Consider the following 26041-nt stretch of genomic DNA (forward strand, 5'->3'; position numbering starts at 1 on the left):
ATAGCGGTCTGCGCGCATTTGACGGGCGCGTGACGCGGTGTTGCCTATGTGATACCTGCCGCGACGCGAGAGGACACAATCTTGGCCCATTCTGACACCCCGACCTCGCTGGAATCGCGCGCGTGCGGCCCCCTGGCCGGCACGGTCCGCGTTCCCGGCGACAAATCGATTTCCCACCGCGCCCTGATCCTGGGGGCGCTTTCGGTCGGCGAAACCCGCATTTCCGGCCTCCTGGAGGGCGAGGACGTCCTCAATACCGCCAAATCCATGCGCGCGCTCGGCGCCAAAGTGGAGCGGACGGCGCCGTTTACCTGGTCGGTGTCCGGCGTCGGGGTCGGCGGCTTCGCCCAGCCTGCCGCGCCGCTCGATTTCGGCAACTCCGGCACCGGCTGCCGGCTGGTGATGGGCGCGGTGGCCGGTTGCCCGATCGCCGCCATTTTCGACGGCGACGCCTCGCTGCGCTCGCGGCCGATGCGCCGCATCCTCGACCCGCTGGAGCTGATGGGCGCCCGAACCAGCGACATCAGGGAGGGCGGCCGGCTGCCGCTCACCCTGCACGGCGCCCGCTATCCGGTGCCGATCGTCTACAAGACGCCGGTCGCCTCGGCCCAGATCAAGTCCGCGGTGCTGCTGGCGGGGCTGTCTGCCCCCGGCATCACCACCGTGATTGAGCAGGAGGCGAGCCGCGACCACACCGAGCTGATGCTGAAGCATTTCGGCGCCGAGATCTCCTCGGAGAAAGAGGGCTGCCACGGCAGGCGAATCTCGCTGCACGGCGAGCCCGAGCTGCACGGCGCCAGCGTCGTGGTGCCCGCCGATCCGTCCTCCGCGTCATTCCCGATCGTGGCCGCGCTGATCGTCGCAGGTTCCGATGTCGTGTTCTCCGACGTGATGACCAATCCGCTGCGCACCGGCCTGTTCACCACGCTGCGCGAGATGGGCGCCTCGATCGAGGAGAGCGATGTGCGCGGCGATGCCGGCGAGCCGATGGCGCAGCTGCGCGTGCGCGCCTCGAAGCTGAAGGGCGTCGAGGTGCCGCCGGAGCGCGCGCCGTCGATGATCGACGAATATCTGGTGCTGGCGGTCGCGGCCGCCTTCGCCGAGGGCACCACGATCATGCGCGGCCTGCAGGAGCTGCGCGTCAAGGAATCCGACCGCCTTGAAGCAACCGCCGACATGCTGCGGGTCAACGGCGTCAAGGTCGAGGTGTCCGGCGACGATCTGATCGTCGAGGGCCGCGGCCATGTTCCAGGCGGCGGTCTCGTTGCCACCCATATGGATCATCGCATCGCGATGTCGGCGCTGGTGATGGGCTGCGCCTCCGATCGGCCGGTGAAAATCGACGATACCGCCTTCATCGCCACCAGTTTTCCGGATTTCATCCCGATGATGCGCGCGCTCGGAGCTGATTTCGCATGATCATCGCCATCGACGGACCTGCCGCCTCGGGCAAGGGCACGCTCGGCAAGCGGCTCGCCCACCACTACGGCTATCGTCATCTCGACACCGGCGTGATCTACCGTGCGGTGGCCTATGCGATGATTCAAGCTGGTGCCGAGCTCAGCAACGAGGTGCTGGCCGTGGCTGCGGCGCTCGAGCTCGACCCCGAAAAGTTCGGCAATCCGATCCTGAAGACCCAGAAGGTCGGCGATGCCGCCTCCGTGGTGTCGGCGATTCCGCAGGTTCGTGAGGTGCTGGTGAACTTCCAGCGCCAGTTCGCCGCCGATCCGCCCGGTGCGGTGCTGGACGGACGCGATATCGGCACCGTGATCTGCCCGGATGCCGACGTGAAGATCTTCGTGGTCGCCGACCCCCGCGTGCGGGCACGGCGGCGCACGCTGGAGGCGCGCGCCCGCGGCGAGGACGCCGACGAAGAGGCGGTGCTCGCCGACATCCTCAAGCGCGACGAGCGGGACAAGAACCGGGCGATTGCGCCTCTGCGGCCGGCTCCGGACGCCCACACGCTGGACAATTCAAATCTGGACATTGAGGCCGGCGTCCGCGCCGCCATCGCCATCGTCGAGGCGGCGCGCGCCAGGCGCTAGAATCGCGGGCCGCCGCGGTGCTTTCGGCCCGAAAACCCAGCAAAATTGGGCATTTCCTGCTTGCCGAAAGTCGCATGCAGGGCTATATCAGCGCCGTTCGGAGCAGCATCGACGATGTCGAGGCCGTGTCTGAGCGGGCCGGCGATGGGTTTGAGCTATTCCTCAAACGAAACCAACGCCGCATCTGGAGGAACGCCCGCTCCCAGGTCTTGCAGTCGATATTTTCGTTTCAGGCTCCGGATCAATCATACGTACCGAACGTGCAGTCTTGCTGCCGGCCCGCTGTTGCACCTCCTGCAATGAGCGGTCGTCAGGGTTTGCGGAACCCCGACACTTCACGCACGGTGCGCCCATCAACCCGAACGGCCGGCGAGATCCCGCATCTGGAGAACAAATGGTTTCGAATTCTGCGTCTTCCTATACTCCCACCCGCGACGACTTCGCGGCGATGCTTGATGAATCCTTTGCCGGCGGCAATCTGCAGGAAAGCTCGGTCATCAAGGGCAAGGTGGTTGCAATTGAGAAGGACATGGCCGTCATCGACGTCGGCCTGAAGACCGAAGGCCGCGTCGCGTTGCGCGAATTCGCCGGCCCCGGCCGTGAAAGCGATCTTAAGGTCGGTGACGAGGTCGAGGTGTTCCTCGACCGGATCGAGAATGCGCTCGGCGAAGCCGTGCTGTCGCGCGACAAGGCGCGCCGCGAGGAAAGCTGGGGCAAGCTCGAGAAGGCGTTCCAGAACAACGAAAAGGTCAACGGCGTCATCTTCAACCAGGTCAAGGGCGGCTTCACGGTCGACCTCGACGGTGCGGTGGCCTTCCTGCCGCGCTCGCAGGTCGACATTCGTCCGATCCGCGACGTTGCGCCGCTGATGAACAATTCGCAGCCGTTCCAGATCCTCAAGATGGACCGCCGCCGCGGCAACATCGTAGTGTCGCGCCGCACGGTTCTCGAAGAGACCCGCGCCGAGCAGCGCCAGGAGCTGGTGCAGAACCTCGAAGAGGGTCAGGTGATCGACGGCGTGGTCAAGAACATCACCGATTACGGTGCGTTCGTTGATCTCGGCGGCATCGACGGCCTGCTGCACGTGACCGATATCGCCTGGCGCCGCGTCAATCACCCGACCGAGGTGCTGACCATCGGCCAGACCGTGAAGGTCAAGATCATCAAGATCAACCACGAGACGCACCGCATCTCGCTCGGCATGAAGCAGCTGCTGGATGATCCGTGGCAGGGCATCGAAGGCAAGTACCCGCTGGGTGCCCGCTTCACCGGCCGCGTCACCAACATCACCGACTACGGCGCGTTCGTCGAGCTCGAGCCGGGCATCGAAGGCCTGATCCACGTCTCCGAGATGTCGTGGACCAAGAAGAACATGCACCCCGGCAAGATCGTTTCGACCTCGCAGGAAGTCGAAGTGCAGGTGCTGGAAGTGGATTCGGTCAAGCGCCGCATCTCGCTCGGTCTCAAGCAGACCATGCGCAATCCCTGGGAAGTCTTCGTCGAGAAGTTCCCGGTCGGTTCGGTGGTCGAGGGCGAGGTTAAGAACAAGACCGAGTTCGGTCTGTTCCTGGGTCTCGAGGGCGATGTCGACGGCATGGTCCACCTCTCCGACCTCGACTGGAAGCTTCCGGGCGAGCAGGTCATCGACAACTTCAAGAAGGGCGACATGGTCAAGGCCGTGGTGCTCGATGTCGATGTCGAGAAGGAGCGCATCTCGCTCGGCGTCAAGCAGCTCGAAGGCGACCCCTTCGCCGAGCCGGGCGACGTCAAGAAGGGCGCGGTCGTGACCTGCGAAGTGCTCGAAGTGAAGGAGAGCGGCATCGAGGTCCGGATTTCGGGCACCGAGTTCACCACCTTCATCAAGCGGTCCGAGCTGGCCCGCGACCGCAACGACCAGCGCGCCGAGCGCTTCGCCGTCGGCGAGAAGGTCGATGCCCGCGTCATCCAGTTCGACAAGAAGGCCCGCAAGGTGCAGGTCTCGATCAAGGCGCTGGAAGTCGCCGAAGAGAAGGAAGCCATCGCGCAGTACGGCTCCTCCGATTCGGGGGCGACGCTTGGCGACATCCTCGGCACCGCGCTGAAGAACCGCGGCACCGACAAGTAAGCGTTCGCGCGATTTGAGGCGAACAATCGGGGCCCCGGCGCAAGCCGGGGCCCTTTGCTTTGGGGCATCCGTAGCCCGGATGAAGCGAAGCGAAATCCGGGACTTTCTATCTGTGCTGCTGAAGCCTCCCGGATTACGCTTCGCTTCATCCGGGCTACGGATTTGTCTTCCCCTTCCCCCTGAAAGGGGGAAGGACGGGATGGGGGTCAGCCACAGGCGATGCTGCTCATGGAGAGAGCTGATCCCCACCCGCTTTGCTCTGGCGAGCAAAGCGACCTCCCCTTTTCAAGGGGAGGTTAGGGCGCGGCCGGGATCAAGCGCACGTGCACCCGGGCTACGAGTGCCTCCGAATACCGGGCCTTGTTTTCTTCATATTGCGTCGCAATTGATGTATTTGGCTAAGCTGATAGTGACGCTGCGACTGCAAAACGCGCGGATTGCGCGCTGACCATTTCTGGAGAGATCGGATGTCGCTGGATTCAGACGTGATCGTCGATCGCCGCCGCATCAGGCGCAAACTGACGTTCTGGCGCGTCGCCGCCGCGGTCATTGCGATCGCGGCCATCGTCGGCGTGGGCGTGGTCGCCGCCGGCGGACGCGGCACCTTTTCGACATCGAACACGATCGCGCGGGTCAATATCGACGGACTGATCCGCAGCGACCAGGATCGCGTCGAGGCGCTGGAGCGGCTCGGCAAGTCGAGCTATGCGGCTGTTGTCGTGCACATCAATTCGCCCGGCGGCACCACCGCGGGCTCCGAGCAGCTTTACGACTCGCTGATGCAGCTGAAGGCGAAGAAGCCGCTTGTCGTCGTGGTCGAGGGATTGGCCGCCTCGGGCGGCTACATCACGGCGATCGCCTCCGATCATATCGTCGCCCAGCAGACCTCGCTGGTCGGCTCGATCGGCGTTCTGTTCCAGTATCCGAACGTTTCGGAATTGCTCAAGACTGTCGGCGTGAAGATGGAGGAGATCAAATCTTCCCCGCTGAAGGCCGCGCCCAACGGCTTCGAACCGACCAGCCCGGAGGCCCGCGCCGCGATCGACGGTCTCGTCAAGGACTCCTATGCATGGTTCCGTGGATTGGTGAAGCAACGGCGCGGCATAGACGATGATCTGCTGGAGAAGGTCGCGGACGGTCGCGTCTTCACCGGCCGGCAGGCGGTCGATCTCAAGCTGGTCGATCAGTTGGGGGACGAGAAGACCGCGATCGCCTGGCTGGTTGCCGAGAAAAAGGTCAAAAGCGACCTGCCGGTGCGCAATTACAAGCTTAATCCGCGCTTCGGCGACCTGACCTTCCTGCGCACGGCGGCGTCCGTGACGCTCGATGCGTTCGGTCTTGGTGCCATCGCGCGGCGGATCGAGCAGGGCGGCGTGGCCGAGGCAGTCGACCGATTCGGGCTTGACGGCATGCTGGCGCTGTGGAGCCCGGCTGGAACCAACTGATCGGCTGCCAAAGGCGTGCTCATCAGGCTATTCCCGCTTTGCGGGAATCGCCGCATGCCCCAATTGGGCTATTTGTCACGTGATTTCACGACGCCCTAAATCGATTTAGCGTCTTGACAGTGCACGGCATTTTCACGGAAATGGGTTTCCGCAAGAGCCCGGATCCCACTTTCGATGATCAAATCCGAACTTGTTCAGCGTATCGCCGAGCACAACCCGCACCTCTATCAGCGGGATGTCGAGAACATTGTGAATGCGATTCTCGATGAAATCGTCGCGGCGCTGGCACGTGGCGACCGTGTCGAGCTGCGCGGTTTTGGCGCATTCTCGGTGAAGCACCGCCCGGCGCGCGCCGGCCGCAATCCACGCACCGGCGAGCATGTGCCGGTCGACCAGAAGAGCGTGCCGTTCTTCAAGACCGGCAAGGAAATGCGCGAGCGCCTCAACCGCGACGTGACCGAGGCGGGCGCCGCCAAGGTCGATGCGCCCAAGGCTGATGCTTAAGGCCGACGCCTAAGGCGCGACGTCAGGCGTTGCCGTGTTGCGGGTGATATGCCCGCATTTGCTCCATCGCTGCGAGAGATGGTCATGCGAAAGTTCTTCACGGCAGTGGTCGTCGTTCCGCTCGGTCTGATCTTCATCATTTTTGCAGTCGCTAACCGTCACTGGGTGACGGTGTCGTTTGATCCCTTCAATTCGGTGACCCCGACGGTTGCGGTCACGCTGCCGTTGTTCGTCGTCATCATCGCCTCCGCGATCCTGGGCGTGATCGCGGGCGGCATCGGAACCTGGTTCAAGCAAGGGCGCTGGCGCCGCGCGGCCCGGCAGCACGAGGCTGACGCCCGCCATGTCCGCGCCGAGCTCGCCGACCTCAAGGCCGCCGCCTCCCGGGACGACGCGCAGCGCCGTTCGGCCCCGGCGCTATCAGGCTTTTACGGGGCCGCCGGGCGAGACAAGCAGGGCGCGACGTTGTAGAACCCGCCCCACCGGACCAGGGTTCACCCCGGTTCCGGTCGCCCGACAACCCGTTCTGAGACCCGTTTCGAGACCATGCCCCTGCTCGTCAAAATCTGCGGCCTGTCCACGCGCGAGACGCTCGACGTCGCGCTTGAAGGCGGTGCCGATATGGTGGGGTTCGTATTCTTTCCGCCGTCGCCGCGTCACATCAGCCTCGAGACCGCGCGCGAGCTCGGCAGCCGCGCCAAGGGCCGCGCCGTCAAGGTCGCCCTGACCGTCGATGCCGACGATGCGACCCTGGAAAACATCGTCGAGACGCTGCGGCCGGATATCCTGCAATTGCACGGCAAGGAGACCACGGCGCGGCTGCGCGACATCAAGGCGAAGTTCGGCCTGCCGCTGATGAAGGCGCTGCCGGTCGAGACGTCAGCCGACCTCGCCTCGTTGCCGGGCTATGCCGGCGTCGCCGACCGCATCCTGTTCGATGCCCGCGCGCCGAAGGATGCCACGCGGCCGGGTGGCCTCGGCGCGCCGTTCGATTGGCACGTGCTGGAAAATCTCGATCTCGCGCTGCCCTACATGGTCTCCGGCGGGCTCAACGCCGACAACGTCACTGAAGCTGTCCGTGTCACGGGCGCCGGTGGCGTCGATGTCTCGTCGGGCGTCGAGCGCACGCCCGGTGTCAAGGATCCCGAATTGATCCGCGCCTTCATCCGCGCCGCGCGCGCAATCCAAGAACTGATGGTTCGATGAATCCAAATCTGCCCAATTCCTTCCGCAGCGGTCCCGACGAGCGCGGGCATTTCGGCATTTTCGGCGGACGCTTCGTTGCGGAAACGCTGATGCCGCTGATCCTCGATCTCGAAAAAGCCTATGCCGACGCCAAGGCCGATCCGGCGTTCCAGGCCGAGATGAATGTCTATCTGAAGGATTATGTCGGCCGGCCCTCGCCGCTCTATTTCGCCGAGCGCCTCACCGAGCATCTCGGCGGCGCCAAGATCTATCTGAAGCGCGAGGAGCTCAACCACACCGGTTCGCACAAGGTTAACAATGTGCTCGGCCAGATCATGGTCGCGCGCCGCATGGGCAAGAAACGCATCATCGCCGAGACCGGCGCCGGCCAGCACGGGGTGGCGACGGCGACGCTGTGCGCGCGGTTCGGGCTCGAATGCGTGGTCTATATGGGCGCGGTCGACGTCGAGCGGCAGCAGCCGAACGTGATCCGCATGGAGATGCTGGGCGCCAAAGTCGTCCCGGTGCAGTCGGGCGCGCGCACGCTGAAGGACGCGATGAACGACGCGCTGCGCGATTGGGTCACCAACGTGCACAACACCTTCTATTGCATCGGCACGGTGGCGGGTCCGCACCCCTATCCGATGATGGTGCGCGACTTCCAGTCGATCATCGGCCACGAGACACGCAAGCAGATGCAGGAGGCCGAGGGCCGCCTGCCGGATTCGCTGATCGCCTGCATCGGCGGCGGCTCCAATGCGATGGGCCTGTTCCATCCGTTCCTCGACGATCCCTTGATCGAGATCTTCGGCGTCGAGGCGGCCGGTCACGGACTGACGCAGCTGCATGCCGCTTCGCTCGCCGGCGGCCGTCCCGGCGTGCTGCATGGCAACCGCACCTATCTCTTGATGGACGCCGACGGCCAGATCGAGGAAGCGCATTCGATCTCGGCCGGCCTCGATTATCCCGGCATCGGCCCGGAGCACGCCTGGCTGCACGAGACCGGCCGCGTGAAGTATCTCTCGGCGACCGACGAGGAGGCGCTGGCCGCATTCCAGCTGCTGTCGCGGCTCGAGGGTATCATCCCCGCGCTGGAATCGGCGCACGCCATCGCGAAACTGTCCGAGCTCGCACCGCAGCGGCCGAAGGATCACCTGATGGTGATCAACCTCTCGGGCCGCGGCGACAAGGACGTGCCGCAGGTCGGCGACATCTTGAAGGCGAGGAAGAAGTGACCACCCGTATCGACGCACGTTTCGCCGAGCTGAAGCAGCAGGGCCGTTCCGCTTTCGTTACCTTCGTGATGGCCGGCGATCCCGACGCCAAGACCTCGCTCGATATCCTGAAGGCGCTGCCGAAGGCCGGCGCCGACGTCATCGAGATCGGCATGCCCTTCACCGACCCGATGGCCGATGGCCCGTCGATCCAGGCCGCCGGACTGCGCGCGCTCAAGGGCGGCATGACGCTGCGCAAGACGCTGGCGATGGTCCGCGACTTCCGCAAGGACGACAACGCCACGCCGATCGTGCTGATGGGCTATTACAATCCGATCTACATTTACGGCGTCGACAGCTTCCTGGCCGATGCCAAGACCGCCGGCGTCGACGGTCTGATCATCGTCGACCTGCCGCCGGAGGAAGATACCGAGCTCTGCATCCCCGCCATGAAGGCCGGGCTGAACTTCATCCGGCTGGCGACGCCGACCACCGACGACAAGCGGCTGCCGGCGGTGCTCGCCAACACCTCGGGCTTTGTCTATTACGTCTCGATCACCGGCATCACCGGCGCCGCGACGGCCGATTCGAAGGTGGTCGCGGAAGCCGTGGCCCGCATCAAGCGGCACACCAAGCTGCCGGTCTGCGTCGGCTTCGGCATCCGCACCCCGGAGACGGCGCGCGCGATCGCCGAGAACGCCAACGGCGCGGTGGTCGGCACTGCGATCGTCGATGTGGTGCGTGCCAATCTCGATGCCGAGGGCCGTGCGACGCCGAAGACCGTGAGCGCGGTGGCCGACCTGGTTTCGGCGCTGGCGCAGGGGGTTCGGGGCGCCAAACAGGCCGCTGAATAAGCCACATTTTGCGGCAACAAGGCCGCCGATGGCGGCTTGCCGGGCTCGCCCGGCCCGCCATATATCCAGCTGGTGCGGAACCGATCCGCATTTCGGAGCGAACCATGAATTGGCTCACCAACGTCGTCCGGCCGAAGATTCGCAACATCCTGCGGCGCGAGACGCCGGAAAACCTCTGGATCAAGTGCCCGGATTCCGGGCAGCTCGTGTTCTACAAGGACGTCGAGGCCAACCAGTTCGTGATCCCCGGCTCGAACTACCACATGCGCATGGGCGCGGTGGCCCGGCTGAAGTCGATCTTCGACAACGAGACCTGGTTCGACGTCGCGCTGCCCGAGGTGACGGCGGATCCGCTGAAATTCCGCGACGAGCGCAAATATGTCGACCGTATCAAGGACGCCCGCACCAAGACCGGGCTGAACGACGCGATCAAGGTCGGCTACGGCAAGTTGGAGGGTGCCGGCGTCGTGGTCGCGGTGCAGGATTTCGATTTCATGGGCGGCTCGCTCGGCATGGCCGCCGGTGAAGCCATGGTGCGCGGGCTCGAGCTCGCGGTCGAGAAGAAGTCGCCCTTCATCGTGTTCGCCGCATCCGGCGGCGCGCGGATGCAGGAAGGCATCTTGTCGCTGATGCAGATGCCGCGCACCACCGTCGGGGTGCAGATGCTGCGCGAGGCGCGCCAGCCCTACATCGTGGTGCTGACCAATCCGACCACCGGCGGCGTCACCGCATCCTATGCGATGCTCGGCGACATCCAGATCGCCGAGCCCGGTGCGCTGATCGGCTTTGCCGGCGCGCGCGTGATCGAGCAGACCATCCGCGAAAAGTTGCCGGACGGCTTTCAGCGCGCCGAATATCTGCGCGAGCACGGCATGGTCGACATGGTGGTGCACCGCCACGAGATGAAGGCCACGCTGGCGCGGCTGTGCCGCCTGCTGACCAAGGCGCCGGCGCTTGAATCCGCATCGAAGCCCAAGGCCGCGGTCACCGAGCCGGCCCAGATCGTCACGGCGCCTGAGACGGTGCCGGCCGCGCCGCACGCGTGACCGCAAGCGTCGCCCCACCGCAAGCCTCGTTCGAGGCGTTGATCGCGCGGATATCGGCGCTGCATCCGAAGCGCATCGATCTCAGCCTCGATCGCATGCGCGGCCTGATGGAGCGGCTCGATCATCCCGAGCGCAAGCTGCCGCCGGTGATCCATGTCGCCGGCACCAACGGCAAGGGCTCGACCATCGCCTATCTGCGCGCGATTCTCGAAGCCGCCGGCCTGCGCGTGCACGTCTTCACCTCGCCCTATCTGGTGCGGATCAACGAATGCTACCGGCTGGGCGCCGTCGGCGGCGGCAAGCTGGTCGGTGACGATGAGCTGCGCGAGACGTTCGAGCACTGCGAGCGCATCAACGCCGATAGTCCCATCACCATCTTCGAGATGGAAACGGCGGTGGCGTTCTGCCTGTTCGCCAAGCATCCGGCCGACGTCGCATTGCTCGAGGTCGGGCTCGGCGGCCGGCTCGATTCGACCAATGTGGTCGAGGCGCCGCTCGCCTCGGTGATCGCACCGGTGAGCATGGACCACATGGAATTCCTCGGCGACAATCTGACGGCGATCGCCGGCGAGAAGGCCGCGATCATCAAGCGCAAGGTGCCTGTGATCTCGGCCGAGCAGGCGCCGGATGCGATGGCCGTGATCGAGACGCAGGCGAACCGCATGCGCGCGCCGCTGCATGCGGCCGGCCAGCAATGGCATGTCGGCGTCGAGCGCGGCCGGCTGGTCTATCAGGACGAGCGCGGCCTGCTGGATCTCGCCGCGCCAAAACTGTTCGGCCGGCACCAGTTCGACAATGCGGGCCTTGCGATCGCGACGCTGCGCGCCATCGACGCATTCAAGCTCAACATCGCGGCCTTTGAAGCCGGCATCGTCAATGCGGAATGGCCGGCGCGAATGCAGCGGCTGGTTTCCGGCACTCTCGTCGGACAGGGGCCGCAGGGCTCCGAGGTCTGGCTCGACGGCGGGCACAATGCCGAGGGCGGCCGCGTCGCGGCTGCGGCGCTCGGCGATCTTGAGGAGCGCGTGTCGCGGCCGCTGGTGGTGATCGTCGGGATGATGGCCAACAAGGACGCCAACGCTTTCCTCGCCAATTTTGCCGGACTGACCCGCCACATCATCGCGGTCCCGGTGCCCGGCCGCGACAACGGCATGGCGCCGGACAGACTGGCTGACGCCGCGCGGGCGCTCGGCATGCGGGTCGAGATCGCTGATGGCGTCGCCGCCGCGCTGCAACGGCTTGCGATGCTGGCCTATGAGGTGCCGCCGCGCATCCTGATCACCGGCTCGCTGTATCTGGCCGGTCCGGTGCTTGCGGCCAACGGCACGCCTCCTGCATGATGGCGGTGTCGTAGCCCGGATGGAGCCAACGGGTCGCGCGAACGCGCGCCCCGTTGGCTGCATCCGGGCTACGGGAGGACAACACACCATGCGTTTTGCTGCGATCGCCGACATTCACGGCAACCATCTCGCGCTCGAAGCCGTGCTGTCGGACATCCGCGCGCAGGGAATTCGGGACATCGTCGACCTCGGCGATATGGTGAGCGGGCCGCTCGACGCCCGGCCCACGATCGATATGCTGATGGCGCTCGATGCGGTCCATCTGCTCGGCAATCACGACCGCTATCTGATCGACCGTCCGCACGAGAAAATGGGCTCCTGGGAGCGGCTGACCTATACCCAGCTCGAGCCGCGGCATCTCGACTGGCTGCGCACGCTGCCGGCGAATTCGGTCTATCGCGACGAGGTATTCCTCTGTCACGCAACGCCCCAGGATGACGAGACCTACTGGCTCGAGACGGTGTTGCCGGGCGGCGAAGTCTGCATGTCCCCGCTGGAAGCGATCGAGGCGAGAGCGGCCGGCGTGCCGCAATCGCTGATCCTCTGCGCACACACGCATACTGCGCGCGCCGTGCGACTTCGCGACGGCCGGTTGATCGTCAATCCCGGCAGCGTCGGCTCGCCCGGCTATCGCGTCGGCAAGCCGCATCCGCATGTCGTGGAGGCCGGTTCGCCCGATGCGCGCTATGCGATCCTCGAGCAGGTCGATGGTGGCTGGGACGTAACCTTCCGCCACATCCCCTACGACCACGCGGCAATGGCGGCGCTGGCGCGCCAGCACGGCCAGGCCGAACTCGCCTCGGCGCTGGCGACGGGGTGGATTCGGTAACCGCGCCCCAAGGTCGATTCGTCATACGCGGGCTTGACCCGCGTATCCATCAATCTTCGCAAGGGCATTTTTCGAATGCAGATGGATGGCCGGGTCAAGCCCGGCCATGACGACCGGGATTCAGGTTTCCTCAGCCTGATCGAGACGACGCTCCGCTAATGGATATGCGCCTCATCCGAGACGCCGACATGCTCGCGATAGACCATCTCCCAGCCCTTCCAGCCGGTGAACAGCAGGATCAGGACCACGATGAGCGATAGCGCGAGACCGGTCGGCACGATGGCGGAGGTGCCGTGCTCGAAGCGCGAATACCAGTTGTACAGCTCGATCAGCACTGCGATGACGTTGCCGCCGGCATGCTGCCACGCGTCGGAGAGGTTGCGGACCTGATCGTCTCCAAGGAAATCGATCACGCCGGCGACGGCGGCGAGCGCGGCCATGATCAGGCCGATACCCAGCAGCCAGAGCGAGGCGCTGGCCCAGAAGTCAGTGCCCGTCTTCCAGAATGCGAGATCGGCAACGAAGGTCAAAACAAAGCATACGACCGGAAACGGAATAAGCATCGGATGGATAGGATGTCCCGCGACCTGCGCGGTTGATCTGGGGTTCGACATGGGTCCCTCCTGAGGGCCATTTGACCCCTCAACATGGACCACCTGTCCGGGTTCCTATTCGCTGCAGCGCACCAGTAGTGCCGTTACCCCCTCAGCAGCTTCATCGGATCGGCCGCCTTCTGCTTCAGTTGCTCGAACAAGCATTGCTTCGGCGCCTTGTCCGGACGCCAGCGCAGGATCGAGGTGCCGTGGCGGAAACGATCGCCACTGAAATGGTCGTAGCAGACCTCGATCACGAGCTTCGGCTTCAGCGGACACCATTGCGCCGAGCGCTCGGTCGACCACCGGCTCGGGCCGCCCGGCGCATTCCCGGTAAAGCCGGGCTTTGCAATCAACGGCTCGAGACGGTCGATCAGCGCCAGCTTCTCCTGCTGCCTGATCGCGGAGGTGAAGCCGACATGATGCAACAAGCCGTCGTCGTCATAGAGGCCGAGCAGCAGCGAGCCGACCACTTGGCGGCCGCCGGTCCTGTTGGTGGCGTAGCGAAAGCCGCCGACCACACAGTCGGCGCTCCTGAACCTTTTGATCTTCTGCATGCCGTCGCGATTGCCGGCCTGATAGGGCAGGTCCAGGCGCTTGGCGATTACGCCGTCGAAGCCGCCGCCGGATCGCGCCAGCCATTTCCTGGCAAGCGCGTAGCTCGTCGTCGCGGGAGATAGCCGAAAGCTGGAATTGGATTTCAATTGCGACTTGGCGAACGCCTCGAGCTGCGGTCGTCGTTTGCTCAAGGGCTGGCCGGAAAGCTTCTTCATGGTTGGCGCGGCCAAGAGATCGAACGTCAGAAACAAGGCGGGCGTTTCCTGTGCGAGCCGCGTCACCCGGCTGGCAGCAGGATGGATGCGCTGCAGGAGATCGTCGAATGAGAATGTCCGGCCGTGCGGCACCACGATCTCGCCGTCGAGCACGAATGACGTTGCCTTCACGCTCAGCGCCGCGGCGACCAGTTCCGGGAAATAGCGGCCGAGATCTTCGCCGGATTTCGAGCGCAGGTCGACTTTGCGGCCTTCGCGTTTCAGCAGGCAGCGGAAGCCGTCCCACTTGGGTTCGTACTGCCACTCCTTCCCGCGCGGGATGGCATCGACCGAGCGCGCCTCCATCGCAACGAGCGGCGTGGACCTGGAAGCGGGCTTTTGACGCGGGGAGGGCAAGTGCCGGGACCTTCAAACGCAACACACACGGTCCCAACGCAAACGGCCGGCGAATCCGCCGGCCGTGCACGAATTTATTAATCAGAAGAAGCGGGATCAGACCGCAGCGGTGATCCACTGCTGCAGCTTGGCCTTCGGCGCGGCGCCGACCTGACGGGACGCCATCTCGCCGCCCTTGAAGATCATCAGGGTCGGGATCGACATCACGCCATACTTCGACGCCGTCTTCGGGCTCTCGTCGACGTTGAGCTTCACGATCTTGACCTTGTCGCCCATCGCGCCGGAAATCTCATCGAGAGCGGGCGCGATCATGCGGCAGGGGCCGCACCACTCGGCCCAGAAGTCGACGACCACCGGCCCGGTCGCCTTGAGCACTTCGGCTTCGAAATCGGCGTCAGAAACCTTGCCAACGGCCATGTGAGTACCTCGTTCGGTTGAGACAAAAGGGCGCGGTTGGGAATCGCGCCCGGGAGCATGGGTCAAACCTATGAACGCCCCCTTGCCGGGTCAAGCTTGCTCACGCCGACATGAACTTATGCCAGGGCGGCGTCCAGCGCGGAGGCGGAAATCTCCATGATTTCAGTCGTTTCGGTCCAGAGCAGGGCGGCCCGCACCAGCAGCTGGGGATAAAGCCTGGCGAGCACCGCGCGGTATAGCGCGAGCTGCCGGACGTAGCCCCTGGGCGCCTCGGCTGCCGTCCTGGGCGGAGCGTGGTTGGTCTTGAAATCGACGATCAGGACGTCGGTCGGCGTCACCACCAGGCGGTCGATCTGGCCCGACACCAGCGCCTTCGGCTGGCCCGGCCGCTCCAGCCGCCCGACGATCGAGACCTCGGCGCGGCTGCCGGGCGCGAACACGGCGGCAAAGCGCGGATCGGCGATCAGGCCGAGCACCTGATCGGCGAGCGCGACCTGCTCCTGTTCGTTCCAGCCGTCGGCATTGCGCGCGAGGTAGCCGAGCGCGGCGGCGCGCCGCCGCTCGAGGGCGACGTCGGGCAGCGACTGCAGCAGCCGGTGCACCAGCGTGCCGCGTTGCAGGGCGCGGGCGCGCAGCTGCACCGATTCGCCGGTTCGGATCGGATGGCTGTCGTCATCAGCCGGATCGGACGGACGCAGCATGCTCGCCGCCGATGCTTCCGGTGCGGCCGCAGCACGCAGCCAGGACGGCAACGCGATCGGCACCGCGGCCGCCGACGCAGTCGCGCCGGTGAGATCGGCGACGTCATCCGGCCGCGAATAGCGCATCACCTTGCCTCCTGGCGTCTCCAGCTCCTCGAGCTTGAGCCCGGAACCGGCGAGGCCCTTGGTGATCAGATCGTACCAGGACGATTTCCGCACCGTGTTCATGTTGCCCGGCATGCAGCCGCCGACGATCAGCCGATCGGCGGCGCGGGTCATGGCGACATAGAGCAGGCGGCGATATTCGTCCTCGGTGTCGCCGAGCATCGCCTTGCGGGCATCGGCGACGCCGGGCGGATCCTCGGCCTTCTTGCCGGCCCACACCACGACGCCGGGCGCGTTCGGCGCGGCATTGCCCTGGGGCAGATGGATCAGCCGCAGCCGCTGCGTGTCCGACGGCGAGGTCGTGGTGTCGACCAGGAACACCACCGACGCCTCGAGGCCCTTGGCGCCGTGCACGGTCATGACGCGGACCTCGTCGCGCGAAATCTCCATGTCGCGCTTCACCTCGGTGTCGGCGGCGCGCAGCCAGGCGACGAAGCCCTGCAGCGAGGCCGGCGCCTTGCGCTCATAGCTCAGCGCAAGCTCGAGGAACTCGTCGAGCGCGTCGTTGGCCTCATGGCCGAGCCGGCGCAGGATGCGCGCCCGCCCGCCATCGCCGCCGAGCAGCCAGGCGTAGAACGCGAACGGCGTCTCCTGGGCGAAGCGGCGCTCGCATTGTTCGAGACGGCGCAGCGCGGCCGAGAATCGTTCGTCGGTCGGCGCCTGCGCGGCCAGTGCCTCGCGCAGCGAGCCGCGACGCTGATACGCCAGCTTGAACAGATCGTCGTCGTCGAGGCCGAACAGCGGGCTCTTCAGCGCCACCGCGAGCGCCAGATCGTCCTGCGGCAGCAGCAGCGCATCGGCGAGGTTCATCAGGTCGATGATCGCGATGTGCTCGGTCAGCTTCAGCCGGTCGGCGCCGGCGACCGGGATGCCGGCGTGCTTCAGCGCCTGGATCACCGCGTCGAAGGCGTTGCCGCGCCGCCGCACCAGGATCAGCATGTCGCCATAGCTGAGCGGCCGCCGTCCGCCGGCGCTGCCGGTCATGGTGCCGCTGGCAACGAGGCGCTTGATCTCGGCCTGGATGCGCCTTGCCAGCTTCACCTCGGGGCTGGTCACCGAGACGCCGTCGAACGGCGCGCGCCAGCCCTCGATGTCCTGGCGATCGTCGGCCACCGCGAGATCCCAGAGCTCGATCTGGCTGGGGCCGGCATCGGCCATCGCATTGTGGATCGGGTAGCCATTCTCGACCGCATGGATGCTGCGAAAGATGTCCTGCTCGCGGAACACATGGTCGACCGAGTGCAGGATCACCGGCCCCGAGCGGAACGAATAGGTGAACGACACCGGGTCGAATTTCAGCCCGGCGTCCTCGAACCGCCGCTTCAGCTCGCGCCGGCGCAGGTCGAATTCGCGCGGCGCCGCGCCCTGGAACGAAAAGATCGACTGCTTCTCGTCGCCGACCGCGAACACGGTGCGCACCAGGCCGTCGCGCGCGCCGGCGCCGGAGGTGAATTCCGAGATGATGTGCGCGACGATGTCCCATTGCCGCGGGCTGGTGTCCTGCGCCTCGTCGATCAGCACGTGATCGACGCCGCGGTCGAGCTTGTAATGCACCCAGCCCGACGAGACGCGGTCGAGCATTGCCAGCGTCTTGTCGATCAAATCGTCATAGTCGAGCAGGCCGCGTTCCAGCTTCTCGCGCCGATAGTGCGCGGCGGCCGCGGTCGCGATGTGGATCAGCGCCTCGGTGCGGTCGCGCGCGACCACGGCGTGGCGGCGTTCGATCAAGGGACCGAGCCGATCGATCTCCGCCTCGAACCGATGGCCCGCGACCGAATTCTTCTTGATGAAACTGTTGGTGACGACAGACGCGCGCGGGGCGCGTTCATCGGTCAGGAAGACGCCGAGATATTCGTCGACCTGGGCTGCACCGGTGAAGGTCAGCGCGCTCCGCAGGCGTTCGGCCTGCTTCTGATCCGCCTTGCTGCTGGTATCGAGCAGCGTCGCCATCTCCTTCCAGCTCGCGCGCGGCAGGTTCGGCCCGTCGACGATCTCGCGCTCGACCTCCTCGATGCGAATGTCAGAGGAGACGCCGAGCGCGGCCGACATCTGCGCGGCGGCGGCCGCGGCGTTGCCGGCGGCATCGGTCCAGGCCATGAAATGGTCGCGGCTGAGGCAGGCTTCGCGGACCACCTCCTTGAAAGTGACGTCGGCGGCATTTGCCATCGCCGTCCGCAGCGCGCGGCCGATCGGGCTGTCGGGAATCCGCGACGCTTCGAGGAACACCGCGAGATTGGCGCGCTCCATCATCTCGTTCTGGTCGCGGTCGTCGAGCACAGCAAAGCGCGCCGGCACGTTGGCTTCGAATGGAAACTGTTGCAGCAGGCGGGTGCACAGCGCGTGGATGGTCTGCACCTTCAAGCCGCCGGGCGTCTCCAGCGCGCAGGCAAACAGCTTGCGCGCTTCCTTGCGGAGCTTCGAATCTGGATGCGCGATGCCGGCCTCGCGGATCGCGGCGTCGAGCCCGGCGTCGTCGAGCGTCACCCAATGGCCGAGCGTCGTGAAGACGCGCTCGGCCATGTTCGCGGCAGCCGCCTTGGTGAAGGTGATGCAGAGGATCTTTTCCGGCGGTACGCCCGACAGCAGCAGCCGGATGACGCGCTGCACCAGCACATGGGTCTTGCCCGAGCCGGCGTTGGCCGACACGAAGGTCGACGCTTTCGGATCGGACGCGCGTGCCTGCGCGTCGCGCACCGCGGGCGGGATGGGCCTGATAGCCTTCACCATTCCTCGATCCCCAGGCCGCCGGCTGCGGACCATTCCTTGATGCGCGCGAGGTCGTCATAGGCGCCGTAGCGGTTCGCCCACATCGAGAGGTTCAGCGAGGTGTAGGCCTGCTGCTCGTCGTCGAAGGCGCGGATCAGGGCTTCGAGCTTGCGCCGCGCGCTGTCGGCGGCCTCATCGGGCGGCTGCGGCGTGTCGCTGGTCTTGATCTTCAGTTCCAGCGAACGCTGCTCGCCCGGCGGGTTGTTGCCGCTCAGCCTGACATAGACGAGGTCGCCGACCGAGGAGTCGGCCGGAATGTCGGCGAAGCCGCCCTCGCGCAGGATCGCGGCTTCCAGGGTGAGCTGCGGCGACAGGCCCATGCGCACCTGCTTGCCGGTCGGCGGCTGGCCGGTCTTGTAGTCGAGGATCGCAAAGCTGCCGTCATCGCGTCGCTCGATGCGGTCTGCGCGCGCCGACAGCGTGAAGGTCCTGGCATCGTCGAGCGGGATGCCGATCTCGCCGCGGATCTCGGCCTTGATCGCAGCAATATTGCCGCGCCGGGCCTGCTCCCATTCGGCAAACCATCCTGCGATGCGCTGGAAGCGCGGCCACCACAGCGCCCGCGCCTCGGGCCGCTCCATCAGCGGCGCAAAATATTTGGCCCCGATGTCGCGCAGCGTGCGCAGGGTGTCGGCAGGCAGCGCGTCGGCATAGACCTGCGTGAACTCGCCGAGCGCCTCGTGGATCGCCGAGCCGCGATCGGCCGCCGACAGCGGCATGTCGACGGGGTCGAGCGGATCGAGCCGCAGGATGTAGCGCGCATAGATCGTGTAGGGATCGCGCAGCCAGTCCTCGATCGCGGTGACAGACATCTTCAACGGCCGTGCCTCGCGCGGCGGCCGCGGCTCCGGCTGCGGGATCGGCTCGACCTTGTCGGGCCGGTCGAGCTCGGCGGCATATTGCACGTACGTTTCGCCGGCCGATGTCGCGGCCTTCCAGCGCGCCTCGCCCGCCACGGCTTCGAGCCGGTGCAGGAAGCGCGAGGCGACCGCCGGCGCGCCGCCGACTTTTGCGGCGTGGGTGAGGATCACCTCGTCATGGCCGAGCAGCTGCGCAAAGTCGTGCGCGGAAAGCCCGATACGGCGCTCGGGAAGATCGAGCCCGAGCTCGTGCCGCATCGGCCGGCTCAGCCACGGATCGATCCGCGGCGCCGGCGGCCAGACGCCCTCGACCAGGCCGCCGAGGATGACGCGATCGGATTCGGTGAGACGTGCTTCGAGCTGGCCGAAGATGTTGAGCTGCGCGCGCGCCGATTCCGGTCGCCGCACCATGCGGTCGGCGAACGCGGTCTGGAACACCTCGGGATAATCGGCGAGCGGCGTCATCAGCCCACTCGGCTGCTGCTTGGCGAGCAGCTCGTCGAACGCCGACGCCAGCGACGCACCGGCGCGCTCCTCGAACACGACGGCAACGCCGTTCTGGTCGCCGGACAGCGCGATCAGCGCCTCGCGGTGGCGCGCGGCGAGCTCGGCGAAATCATGGGGTTTTGACGACGCCATGCCTTCGAGCGGCGCCAGCGCCGCCTGCAATCTGGCGATCAGGTCCTGCGCCCGGTTGAGCTCGTTGTCGCGCAGCCGGGCGCGCGGCTCCATGGCATGCAGCGACGAGGTCTCGCCGCCGTGCAGCTTGACCAGCTCGGCGCGGAAGCGCGCGAAGTCGCGGGCGAGGCCGCCGGTCCCGGCTTGCGGGCGCGTGCCGCGCAGCAGCGCGATCTCCAGCACCTCGATCGCGCGCCGCAGCGCGCCATGCGAACCCCCGAGCCGGAACAGCGGATGCTTGAGCAGCGCGAGCAGCGTCGGCGGCTCCAGCCCCTTGGCCGCCGCCTCCGCGGTCAGGCGGGCGAACACGCCGGCCGGCGTCTCGATCAGCGCATCGCCGCCGGAATCGTCGAACTCGAGCTTCCAGCGCGTCAGCGACGCCATCACGCGGCGCGCCAGCGCGCGGTCCGGCGTCACAAGCGCGGCCGATTTGCCGAGATGCCGCGCCTCGCGCATCGCCACCGCGATCGCCAGCGCCTCCATTTCCGGATTGGGCGCCTCGACCACGGTGAGGTTGGTCATCCCGGCGGAAATCCGCGCCACGATCTCCGGCCGTTCCAGCCGGTCGTGCCACTGCGCGGTCGCGGTCGAGGGACGCATCGTCTCCGACACCAGCACCTCGCGGCCGAGCGGCGCCGGCTCGGCAAGGCTCTCGACGTCGCGGTGCTTGATGCCGAAGCGGTCGAGCAAGGCGTGCATCGCGAATTGCGGATGGTTCGACGAGGGCGGTGTGGTGAACCTGCCGTCGTCGCCGCGCTCGCCGCCGATCGTGTCCCAGGAGTCCTCGTCGAGATCGGTGTCGAGCCCGGGCAGCACCACGGCACCGTTCGGCAGCTTCGCCACCGCGTGCAGGAATTTCGCCGTCGCCGGCATCGAGCCGGTCGAACCGGCCGCGATCACCGGGCCCGCGTGGTGCGCGGTCAGCCGCGCCGCTTCCGCCTCGATCAAGAGATCGCGGCGCGCGGCGGGTTCGATCCGGCCGATCTCCTTGAGGTAGCTGGGCCAGGCGTCGCGCGCGATCCGCAGGAAGTCGAGCGAGTGCTGCCAATATTTGTCGAGCTGGTCCGGCACCAGGCGGTCGAGCGCGCGCCAGTCGACGCCGCGCGTCACCATGTCGTCCATCAGCCGCGCCAGGTCGCCGGCGAGCTGCAGCGTCGAGGCCGGCCCGCCGACCACCAGCGGCGCCGACACCGGCGTCTTCGCCCAGGCCGCGACCAGATGCGCCAGCGTCAGCCGACGCTCGAGCTCGCCCAGCCTTGGCGGAATCTCCAGCGGAGCGGCGCCGCCGACGTCCTCGCCTTGGTCGGCGAAGGCGAGCTCGTCCTCATCGATGTCGCCAAGCGCGACGATGCGCGGCAGCACGGCGGCGTCAGACTCGAGCACGTCGAGGAAGATTTCCCGTGCCAGCCGTCCGGCACGGCGGGTCGGCAGATACAGCGTGGCGTTGGCGAGCCTTGCCGGATCGCTCTGCGCCTCGAATCCCGCGACCAGCCGGCCATCGACCAGCGCCGAGATGACGGTCCGCAGGAACGGCGCAGAAACGGGAACACTGAAGACGCGCATGGGCTGCCTGATTCGAATCCGGCGCCAATATAGGGAGCGGCGACCGTCGTTAGCCACCCCTGTCGGAGAACCGTCACCGCTCAATATCGCAATCGGCCGGCGCAGCGATCGGCGGCATCCAGGAACCAGCGCAGCGCCGGATCCCGGGCGGCGCGGCTCGTATGGATCAGGTCGATCGCGAAGGCGGGGATGTCGATCGGCGGTGCGACGACGGCAATGTCGGCCAGATGCGTGAAGCGCCGGGCGATGCGCTCGGACATCGTGGCGATGAGATCGGTGCCGGCCGCGGCGAACGGAACGGCCACCACATGCGCAAGCGTCACCGCCACCCGTCGCTTCAGTCCATGGCGCGCCAGCAGCGCGTCGATCACGCTCGGCAGGCCGTCGCCGCCGGCCGCCGAGAACAGCGCGTGCGGCAAGGTCGCGTAATCTTCCAGACCGAGGCGCTCCGATCGGTTCGTGCGTGCATCGCGGACGCAGACGAAGCGTTCCTCGAACAGCCGGTGCCGGACACAGCGCGGCGATTCCGGCAGGTGCCCGCCGATCAGCGCATCGAGCTCGCCGCGTTCCAGCTTCGCCAGCGCCACCGTCGCATCGGTGAGCGGGCGCACGGCAAGGTCAATGCCGGGCGCTTCGATGCGCAGCAGCCGGGTCAGTTCCGGCACCACAACGAGATCGCCATAGTCGGTCGCGGCGATGGTGATGCGCCGTCGCGCGATCGCCGGATCGAAGGCCTGATCGGGTACCAACACGCTCCGGATCTGCCGCAGCGCTTCGCCGATCGGCCCGGCCAGCGCCAGCGCCTTTTCGGTCGGTTGCATGCCCGCGCCGGCACGCAGGAACAGTTCGTCCGCAAACAGCGCACGCAGCCTCCGCAACGCACTGCTCATGGACGGCTGGGCGAGCCCGATGCGCTCGGCGGCCCGGGTGACGTGGCGCTCCTCCATCAACGCTTCGAAGGCGACCAGCAGGTTGAGATCGATGGCGGCTAAATTCATCGTAGCAATAATGCTTATAACAATAATCGATTTCAACAATGATTTGCCCCGGCCTATGCTCGTTGGCCGGACATGACGACGGGACCCAGGAATTTGGCGAGATTTGCGAGGCTGGTGCCAAGCGGGCCGACACTGCTGATCATCGGTGTGCTGGCAGGATTGGCTTTCCCTGCGTTGGCGGATGGCGTGCGCCCGCTGATGGCGGCGGCGATCTTCGTTCTGGTGCTCGGTACCTTCCTCCAGGTCGACGGCACGGCGTTCCGGCGCGCGTTGCGGCGGCCGCTGGTCTGGTTGCTGTTGCCGGCGCTCGCCATGCTGGCGAGCCCGCTTGCGGTCGGCTTCGCCGCGCGCGGCGCCGGCTTTCGACCGGAGCTGATCGTCGCATTGGTGCTGTCGGTGTGTGCGCCGCCGTCGAGCGGCACGGCGGCCGTCGCGCGCATGCTCGGCTTCGATGCGACCATTCCGCTTGCGGTGACGCTGCTGTCGATGGCGCTGGCGCCGGTCACCGTGCCGCTGATCGCCGCGGGATTTGTCGGTCTGGCGCTCGATCCGCTGGCGCTTGCGATGCGGCTTGCGCTGCTGGTTGGCGGCGCCGGCGCGTTGGCGTTGCTGCTGCGCCGTCAGGCCGCCGCACGATTGGTGCAGCATGCGCGCATCATCGACGCGCTCGTGCTCGCCTCGCTGCTGCTGTTCGCGATCGCCACCATGGCGGGGGTGCGCACCCAGATCGAAGCGCAACCGGCCGCCGCGTTCACCTGCGTCGGCCTTGCCTTCGCCTGCAATCTTGCTCTGCAATTGTGTGGCGCGCTGCTTACGCCGGGCAATCTGGCTGCGCGGCTGACCAGCGGCCTCATTCTCGGCAACCGCAATGTCGGACTGGTCTGGTCGGCGATGGGCGCTGCGGTGTCGCCGATGACGGCGTTGTTCTTCGCCGCCACGCAGTTTCCGATCTATATGACGCCGCGGCTGATCGAGATGCTTGTTCGCCGCGAGCGCAAGGAGAATGCCTCACCATGAGCGCGACGATCCTGACCGAAGACCTCGCCGTCCGCTTCGCGCGCATCGCGCTCGGCCATGTCACGCGCGAATATCCGAACAAGCCGGATCACGTGCTGGCGGGGCCGCAGGATGCGCGCACGCCGCGCGAGCTGCATCCGGTGTTCTTCGGCAGCTACGACTGGCACTCCTGCGTCCACAGCTACTGGATGCTTGCCCGGCTGCTGCGCCGCTATCCCTCATCCGAAGCGGCGGACGATATCCGCGCGCTGTTCGACGCGCAGTTCGTTGCGGAGAAGGTTGCCGCCGAATGCAGCTATCTCGCCGCCCCGACAGCGCGCGGCTTCAAGCGGCCTTACGGCTGGGGCTGGCTGTTGAAGCTCGCGGCAGAGCTCTCGCTCCTCGAGAACACCAGCTGGCGCGACCGGATCGCTCCGCTTGCCGAACTCTTCGCGCAGCGCTTCCGCGATTTCCTGCCGCTCGCCACCTATCCGGTGCGGGTCGGCACCCATTTCAACACCGCGTTCGGCCTGCGGATGGCAGCCGACTACGCCGCAGGAACACAGGACGATGCGTTCGGCGCGCTGTTGCGCGACACGGCGCTGCGCTGGTACGGCGCCGATCAGGACTGCCCCGCCTGGGGTGAGCCGAGCGGTGATGACTTCCAGTCGTCCGCGCTGATCGAAGCGGAGTGCATGCGCCGGCTGCTGGCACCGGGTGACTTCCTGCCCTGGTTCGACCGCTTCCTGCCGCGGCTCGAGCTGCGCGAACCCGCAACCCTGTTCCGGCCCGCCACGGTCACCGATCGCACGGACGGCAAGCTGGCGCATCTCGACGGGCTCAATCTCAGCCGCGCATGGTGCTGGCGGGCGCTGGCCGATGCGTTGCCGGCGGCCGATGCCCGTCGTCCGATCCTGCAGGAGGCTGCGCGACGCCATCTCGGCGCCGGCCTGCCGCATATCGCGAGCGACTATATGGGCGAACACTGGCTTGCGAGCTTCGCCGTGCTCGCGATCGATGCCGAGGGATGACGATGGGTGCCGCCTACGCGACGCTTTCCAGGTAAGCTTCTTCCGCGGCCTGGATCGCGTCCGGAGTGCCGACATGCATCCAGACGCCGTCGAGGCGCAGGCCGAACAGCCGCTCCTGCTCGTTGGCGCGGTCGAATATCTTGGTCAGCGAGAACTCGCCGGCCGGCGCGTCGGCGAACAGCGCAGGCGACATGATCGCGGCGCCGGCATAGACGAACGGCACCACCTGGTGCTCGCGCCGCTTGCGCAACGCGCCATCCGGCAACATCGAATAGTCGCCGCGCCCGCCATAGCCGATGCTCGTAGCGGTCGGCGCCATCAGCAGCAGGATATCCATCCGCGCGGGATCGAAGGTTTCCGCGAGCCGCGCCAGATTGGAGCGCACGCCGTCGATCCACATCGTGTCCGCGTTCAGATGATAGAACGGCGCATCGCCGAGCAGCGGCAACGCCTTCACCACCGCGCCACCGGTGCCGAGCACCTGGTCGCGCTCGTCGGAGATGATTACGCGCGGACGGCTGCGGGGCTTGACGTGCTCGATGATCTGGTCGGGTAGATAGTGCACGTTCACGACCGCTTCGCTGACGCCGGCGCCGGCGAGCTTGTCGAGCACATGGTCGAGCAGCGGCTGGCCGGCGACGCTGACCAGCGGCTTCGGCATCGTGTTGGTCAGGGGGCGCATGCGTACGCCGAGGCCCGCAGCGAGCACCATGGCCTTATGGGGAGTGACGGGCATCTTCCGGATATTCTCGGTCATCATCTCTCATGCGCCGATCATATCACGGCGATTCGGCAAGCACATCAATCAGACGCCATAGTCACGAGACATGACGGCCGTAAGACGGCAATGACGACCCTGGCCTAGACGTCGGCAGCTTGCGTGCCGCGTCTGGCGGTTTTCTTCTTCTTGTCGCCTTGTTTGAGAAAGTTGACGCCGATCTGGTCGCCATTGACCCACGCCAGCTCGCAGCGGCGATAGGCCAATCCTGTGGACGACAGCAGCAGAAAAAACTCCTTCAGGTTCAGTCCCTCGACCGAGCCGTCGACGGAGAGCTTGGCGCCCGTCTCCGACACGTCTTCCATGGTGCAGTCGCGCCGCCAGGTGCCGTCGATGCCCATCATGTGCGCTGCTATGCCGCGCTCAAACGTGACACGATCGCCCTTGCGTCGTTCCGTCCCCATCGTGTGGTCCCGCTCCAGATCCGGCCGCGCCATGGATAGGTGCGGGCTCCGCAACCTTAGAGCCTGACTGAAAAATGGGTGAGTGATCTCAGTGGGGTGTGATTCCATCGGATTTGCAAAGATTCGAGGGAGAGCACGATGCCCTGGACCAAGATCACTCGGGAGCAATATCGGCGGGACGATCTGCGTTATGCAAGCGATATGACCGATGCGGAGTGGGCGCTGATCAGACGCCTGTTGCCGCGAGCGAACCGGCGCGGCCGGCCGCGTAAGACGGAGCTGCGTCGTGTGATCGAAGCGATCCTCTATATCGTTTCGACCGGCTGCCAGTGGCGGGCGTTGCCGCAGGAGTTCCC

Annotated in this window: 23 protein-coding genes; 15 read left to right on the forward strand and 8 right to left on the reverse strand. The window is 66.4% G+C overall.

What is annotated here, in order from left to right; all coding sequences use genetic code 11:
- Window positions 1-81: 81 nt before the first annotated feature.
- From aroA to J6525_RS05355, 12 genes are all read left to right on the forward strand, one after another.
- A complete protein-coding gene (gene aroA, locus J6525_RS05300) occupies window positions 82-1419 on the forward strand; it encodes a 3-phosphoshikimate 1-carboxyvinyltransferase (protein ID WP_225642553.1) in 1338 nt (445 codons plus the stop codon).
- Entirely contained in the window at window positions 1416-2045 is a 630-nt protein-coding gene (gene cmk, locus J6525_RS05305; protein ID WP_057020410.1) for a (d)CMP kinase, read from the forward strand. Before aroA ends, cmk begins: the two co-directional genes overlap by 4 nt.
- Before the next feature lie 394 nt (window positions 2046-2439).
- Entirely contained in the window at window positions 2440-4149 is a 1710-nt protein-coding gene (rpsA, locus tag J6525_RS05310) for a 30S ribosomal protein S1 (protein ID WP_028337539.1), read from the forward strand.
- A 467-nt stretch (window positions 4150-4616) separates the two neighbouring features.
- A complete protein-coding gene (gene sppA, locus J6525_RS05315) occupies window positions 4617-5594 on the forward strand; it encodes a signal peptide peptidase SppA (protein WP_225642555.1) in 978 nt (325 codons plus the stop codon).
- A gap of 174 nt (window positions 5595-5768) precedes the next feature.
- A complete protein-coding gene (locus tag J6525_RS05320) occupies window positions 5769-6098 on the forward strand; it encodes an integration host factor subunit beta (protein ID WP_016847379.1) in 330 nt (109 codons plus the stop codon).
- Between the two features lie 84 nt (window positions 6099-6182).
- The gene (locus J6525_RS05325; RefSeq protein WP_225642556.1) at window positions 6183-6569 is read left to right on the forward strand and encodes a LapA family protein; all 387 of its coding nucleotides are present in this window, start codon (window positions 6183-6185) and stop codon (window positions 6567-6569) included.
- Window positions 6570-6644: 75 nt separating this feature from the next.
- On the forward strand, window positions 6645-7304 hold the full coding sequence (locus tag J6525_RS05330) for a phosphoribosylanthranilate isomerase (RefSeq protein WP_225642558.1): 660 nt from the start codon (window positions 6645-6647) through the stop codon (window positions 7302-7304).
- A complete protein-coding gene (gene trpB / locus J6525_RS05335) occupies window positions 7301-8518 on the forward strand; it encodes a tryptophan synthase subunit beta (protein WP_225642560.1) in 1218 nt (405 codons plus the stop codon). The genes J6525_RS05330 and trpB overlap by 4 nt, the downstream gene beginning before the upstream one ends.
- On the forward strand, window positions 8515-9351 hold the full coding sequence (trpA, locus tag J6525_RS05340) for a tryptophan synthase subunit alpha (protein ID WP_092081071.1): 837 nt from the start codon (window positions 8515-8517) through the stop codon (window positions 9349-9351). The genes trpB and trpA overlap by 4 nt, the downstream gene beginning before the upstream one ends.
- A 104-nt stretch (window positions 9352-9455) precedes the next feature.
- On the forward strand, window positions 9456-10397 hold the full coding sequence (gene accD / locus J6525_RS05345) for an acetyl-CoA carboxylase, carboxyltransferase subunit beta (RefSeq protein WP_057020415.1): 942 nt from the start codon (window positions 9456-9458) through the stop codon (window positions 10395-10397).
- A gap of 95 nt (window positions 10398-10492) precedes the next feature.
- On the forward strand, window positions 10493-11737 hold the full coding sequence (locus tag J6525_RS05350) for a bifunctional folylpolyglutamate synthase/dihydrofolate synthase (protein WP_225642605.1): 1245 nt from the start codon (window positions 10493-10495) through the stop codon (window positions 11735-11737).
- An 88-nt stretch (window positions 11738-11825) separates the two neighbouring features.
- Window positions 11826-12566 (forward strand): metallophosphoesterase family protein, encoded by a 741-nt coding sequence (locus J6525_RS05355; RefSeq protein WP_225642562.1) that lies wholly within the window; start codon window positions 11826-11828, stop codon window positions 12564-12566.
- 155 nt (window positions 12567-12721) lie between these two features.
- On the opposite strand, the gene J6525_RS05360 is transcribed toward J6525_RS05355, so the two are convergent.
- The 6 genes from J6525_RS05360 to J6525_RS05385 all read right to left on the reverse strand — a co-directional run bounded on the left by J6525_RS05360 (window position 12722) and on the right by J6525_RS05385 (window position 22512).
- Window positions 12722-13180: a DUF2231 domain-containing protein gene (locus tag J6525_RS05360; protein ID WP_225642564.1), complete on the reverse strand. Its 459-nt coding sequence runs from the start codon at window positions 13178-13180 to the stop codon at window positions 12722-12724.
- A gap of 83 nt (window positions 13181-13263) precedes the next feature.
- Window positions 13264-14328, reverse strand: a complete 1065-nt coding sequence (locus J6525_RS05365; RefSeq protein WP_283848611.1) for an ATP-dependent DNA ligase — start codon at window positions 14326-14328, stop codon at window positions 13264-13266.
- A gap of 96 nt (window positions 14329-14424) precedes the next feature.
- The gene (gene trxA / locus J6525_RS05370; RefSeq protein ID WP_016847387.1) at window positions 14425-14745 is read right to left on the reverse strand and encodes a thioredoxin; all 321 of its coding nucleotides are present in this window, start codon (window positions 14743-14745) and stop codon (window positions 14425-14427) included.
- 116 nt (window positions 14746-14861) lie between these two features.
- On the reverse strand, window positions 14862-18338 hold the full coding sequence (gene addA / locus J6525_RS05375) for a double-strand break repair helicase AddA (RefSeq protein WP_225642566.1): 3477 nt from the start codon (window positions 18336-18338) through the stop codon (window positions 14862-14864).
- Window positions 18332-21478, reverse strand: coding sequence for a double-strand break repair protein AddB (gene addB, locus J6525_RS05380; RefSeq protein ID WP_225642568.1), 3147 nt, complete (start codon window positions 21476-21478; stop codon window positions 18332-18334). The genes addA and addB overlap by 7 nt, the downstream gene beginning before the upstream one ends.
- A gap of 80 nt (window positions 21479-21558) precedes the next feature.
- Window positions 21559-22512 carry a LysR family transcriptional regulator gene (locus tag J6525_RS05385; RefSeq protein WP_225642571.1) on the reverse strand — a complete coding sequence of 318 codons (954 nt, stop codon included), beginning with the start codon at window positions 22510-22512 and terminating at the stop codon, window positions 21559-21561.
- 57 nt (window positions 22513-22569) lie between these two features.
- Between J6525_RS05385 and J6525_RS05390 the strand changes: the two genes are divergently transcribed.
- Entirely contained in the window at window positions 22570-23493 is a 924-nt protein-coding gene (locus J6525_RS05390; protein WP_225642573.1) for a bile acid:sodium symporter family protein, read from the forward strand.
- On the forward strand, window positions 23490-24503 hold the full coding sequence (locus tag J6525_RS05395; protein ID WP_225642575.1) for a DUF2891 domain-containing protein: 1014 nt from the start codon (window positions 23490-23492) through the stop codon (window positions 24501-24503). The genes J6525_RS05390 and J6525_RS05395 overlap by 4 nt, the downstream gene beginning before the upstream one ends.
- Before the next feature lie 13 nt (window positions 24504-24516).
- Here the strand turns inward: J6525_RS05395 and J6525_RS05400 are convergent, their stop codons facing one another.
- Both J6525_RS05400 and J6525_RS05405 read right to left on the reverse strand, forming a co-directional pair.
- Window positions 24517-25239 (reverse strand): nucleotidyltransferase family protein, encoded by a 723-nt coding sequence (locus J6525_RS05400; protein WP_092081309.1) that lies wholly within the window; start codon window positions 25237-25239, stop codon window positions 24517-24519.
- Window positions 25240-25364: 125 nt separating this feature from the next.
- Complete coding sequence (locus J6525_RS05405) at window positions 25365-25685, reverse strand: PilZ domain-containing protein (protein WP_028337556.1); 321 nt, start codon at window positions 25683-25685, stop codon at window positions 25365-25367.
- A gap of 138 nt (window positions 25686-25823) precedes the next feature.
- On the opposite strand from J6525_RS05405, the gene J6525_RS05410 reads away from it, so the two are divergent.
- On the forward strand, window positions 25824-26041 hold a 218-nt coding region (locus J6525_RS05410), incomplete at its 3' end, for a transposase (protein WP_225642577.1).

The sequence above is a fragment of the Bradyrhizobium australafricanum genome (genome assembly GCF_020329495.1).
Taxonomy (GTDB): Bacteria; Pseudomonadota; Alphaproteobacteria; order Rhizobiales; family Xanthobacteraceae; genus Bradyrhizobium; species Bradyrhizobium australafricanum.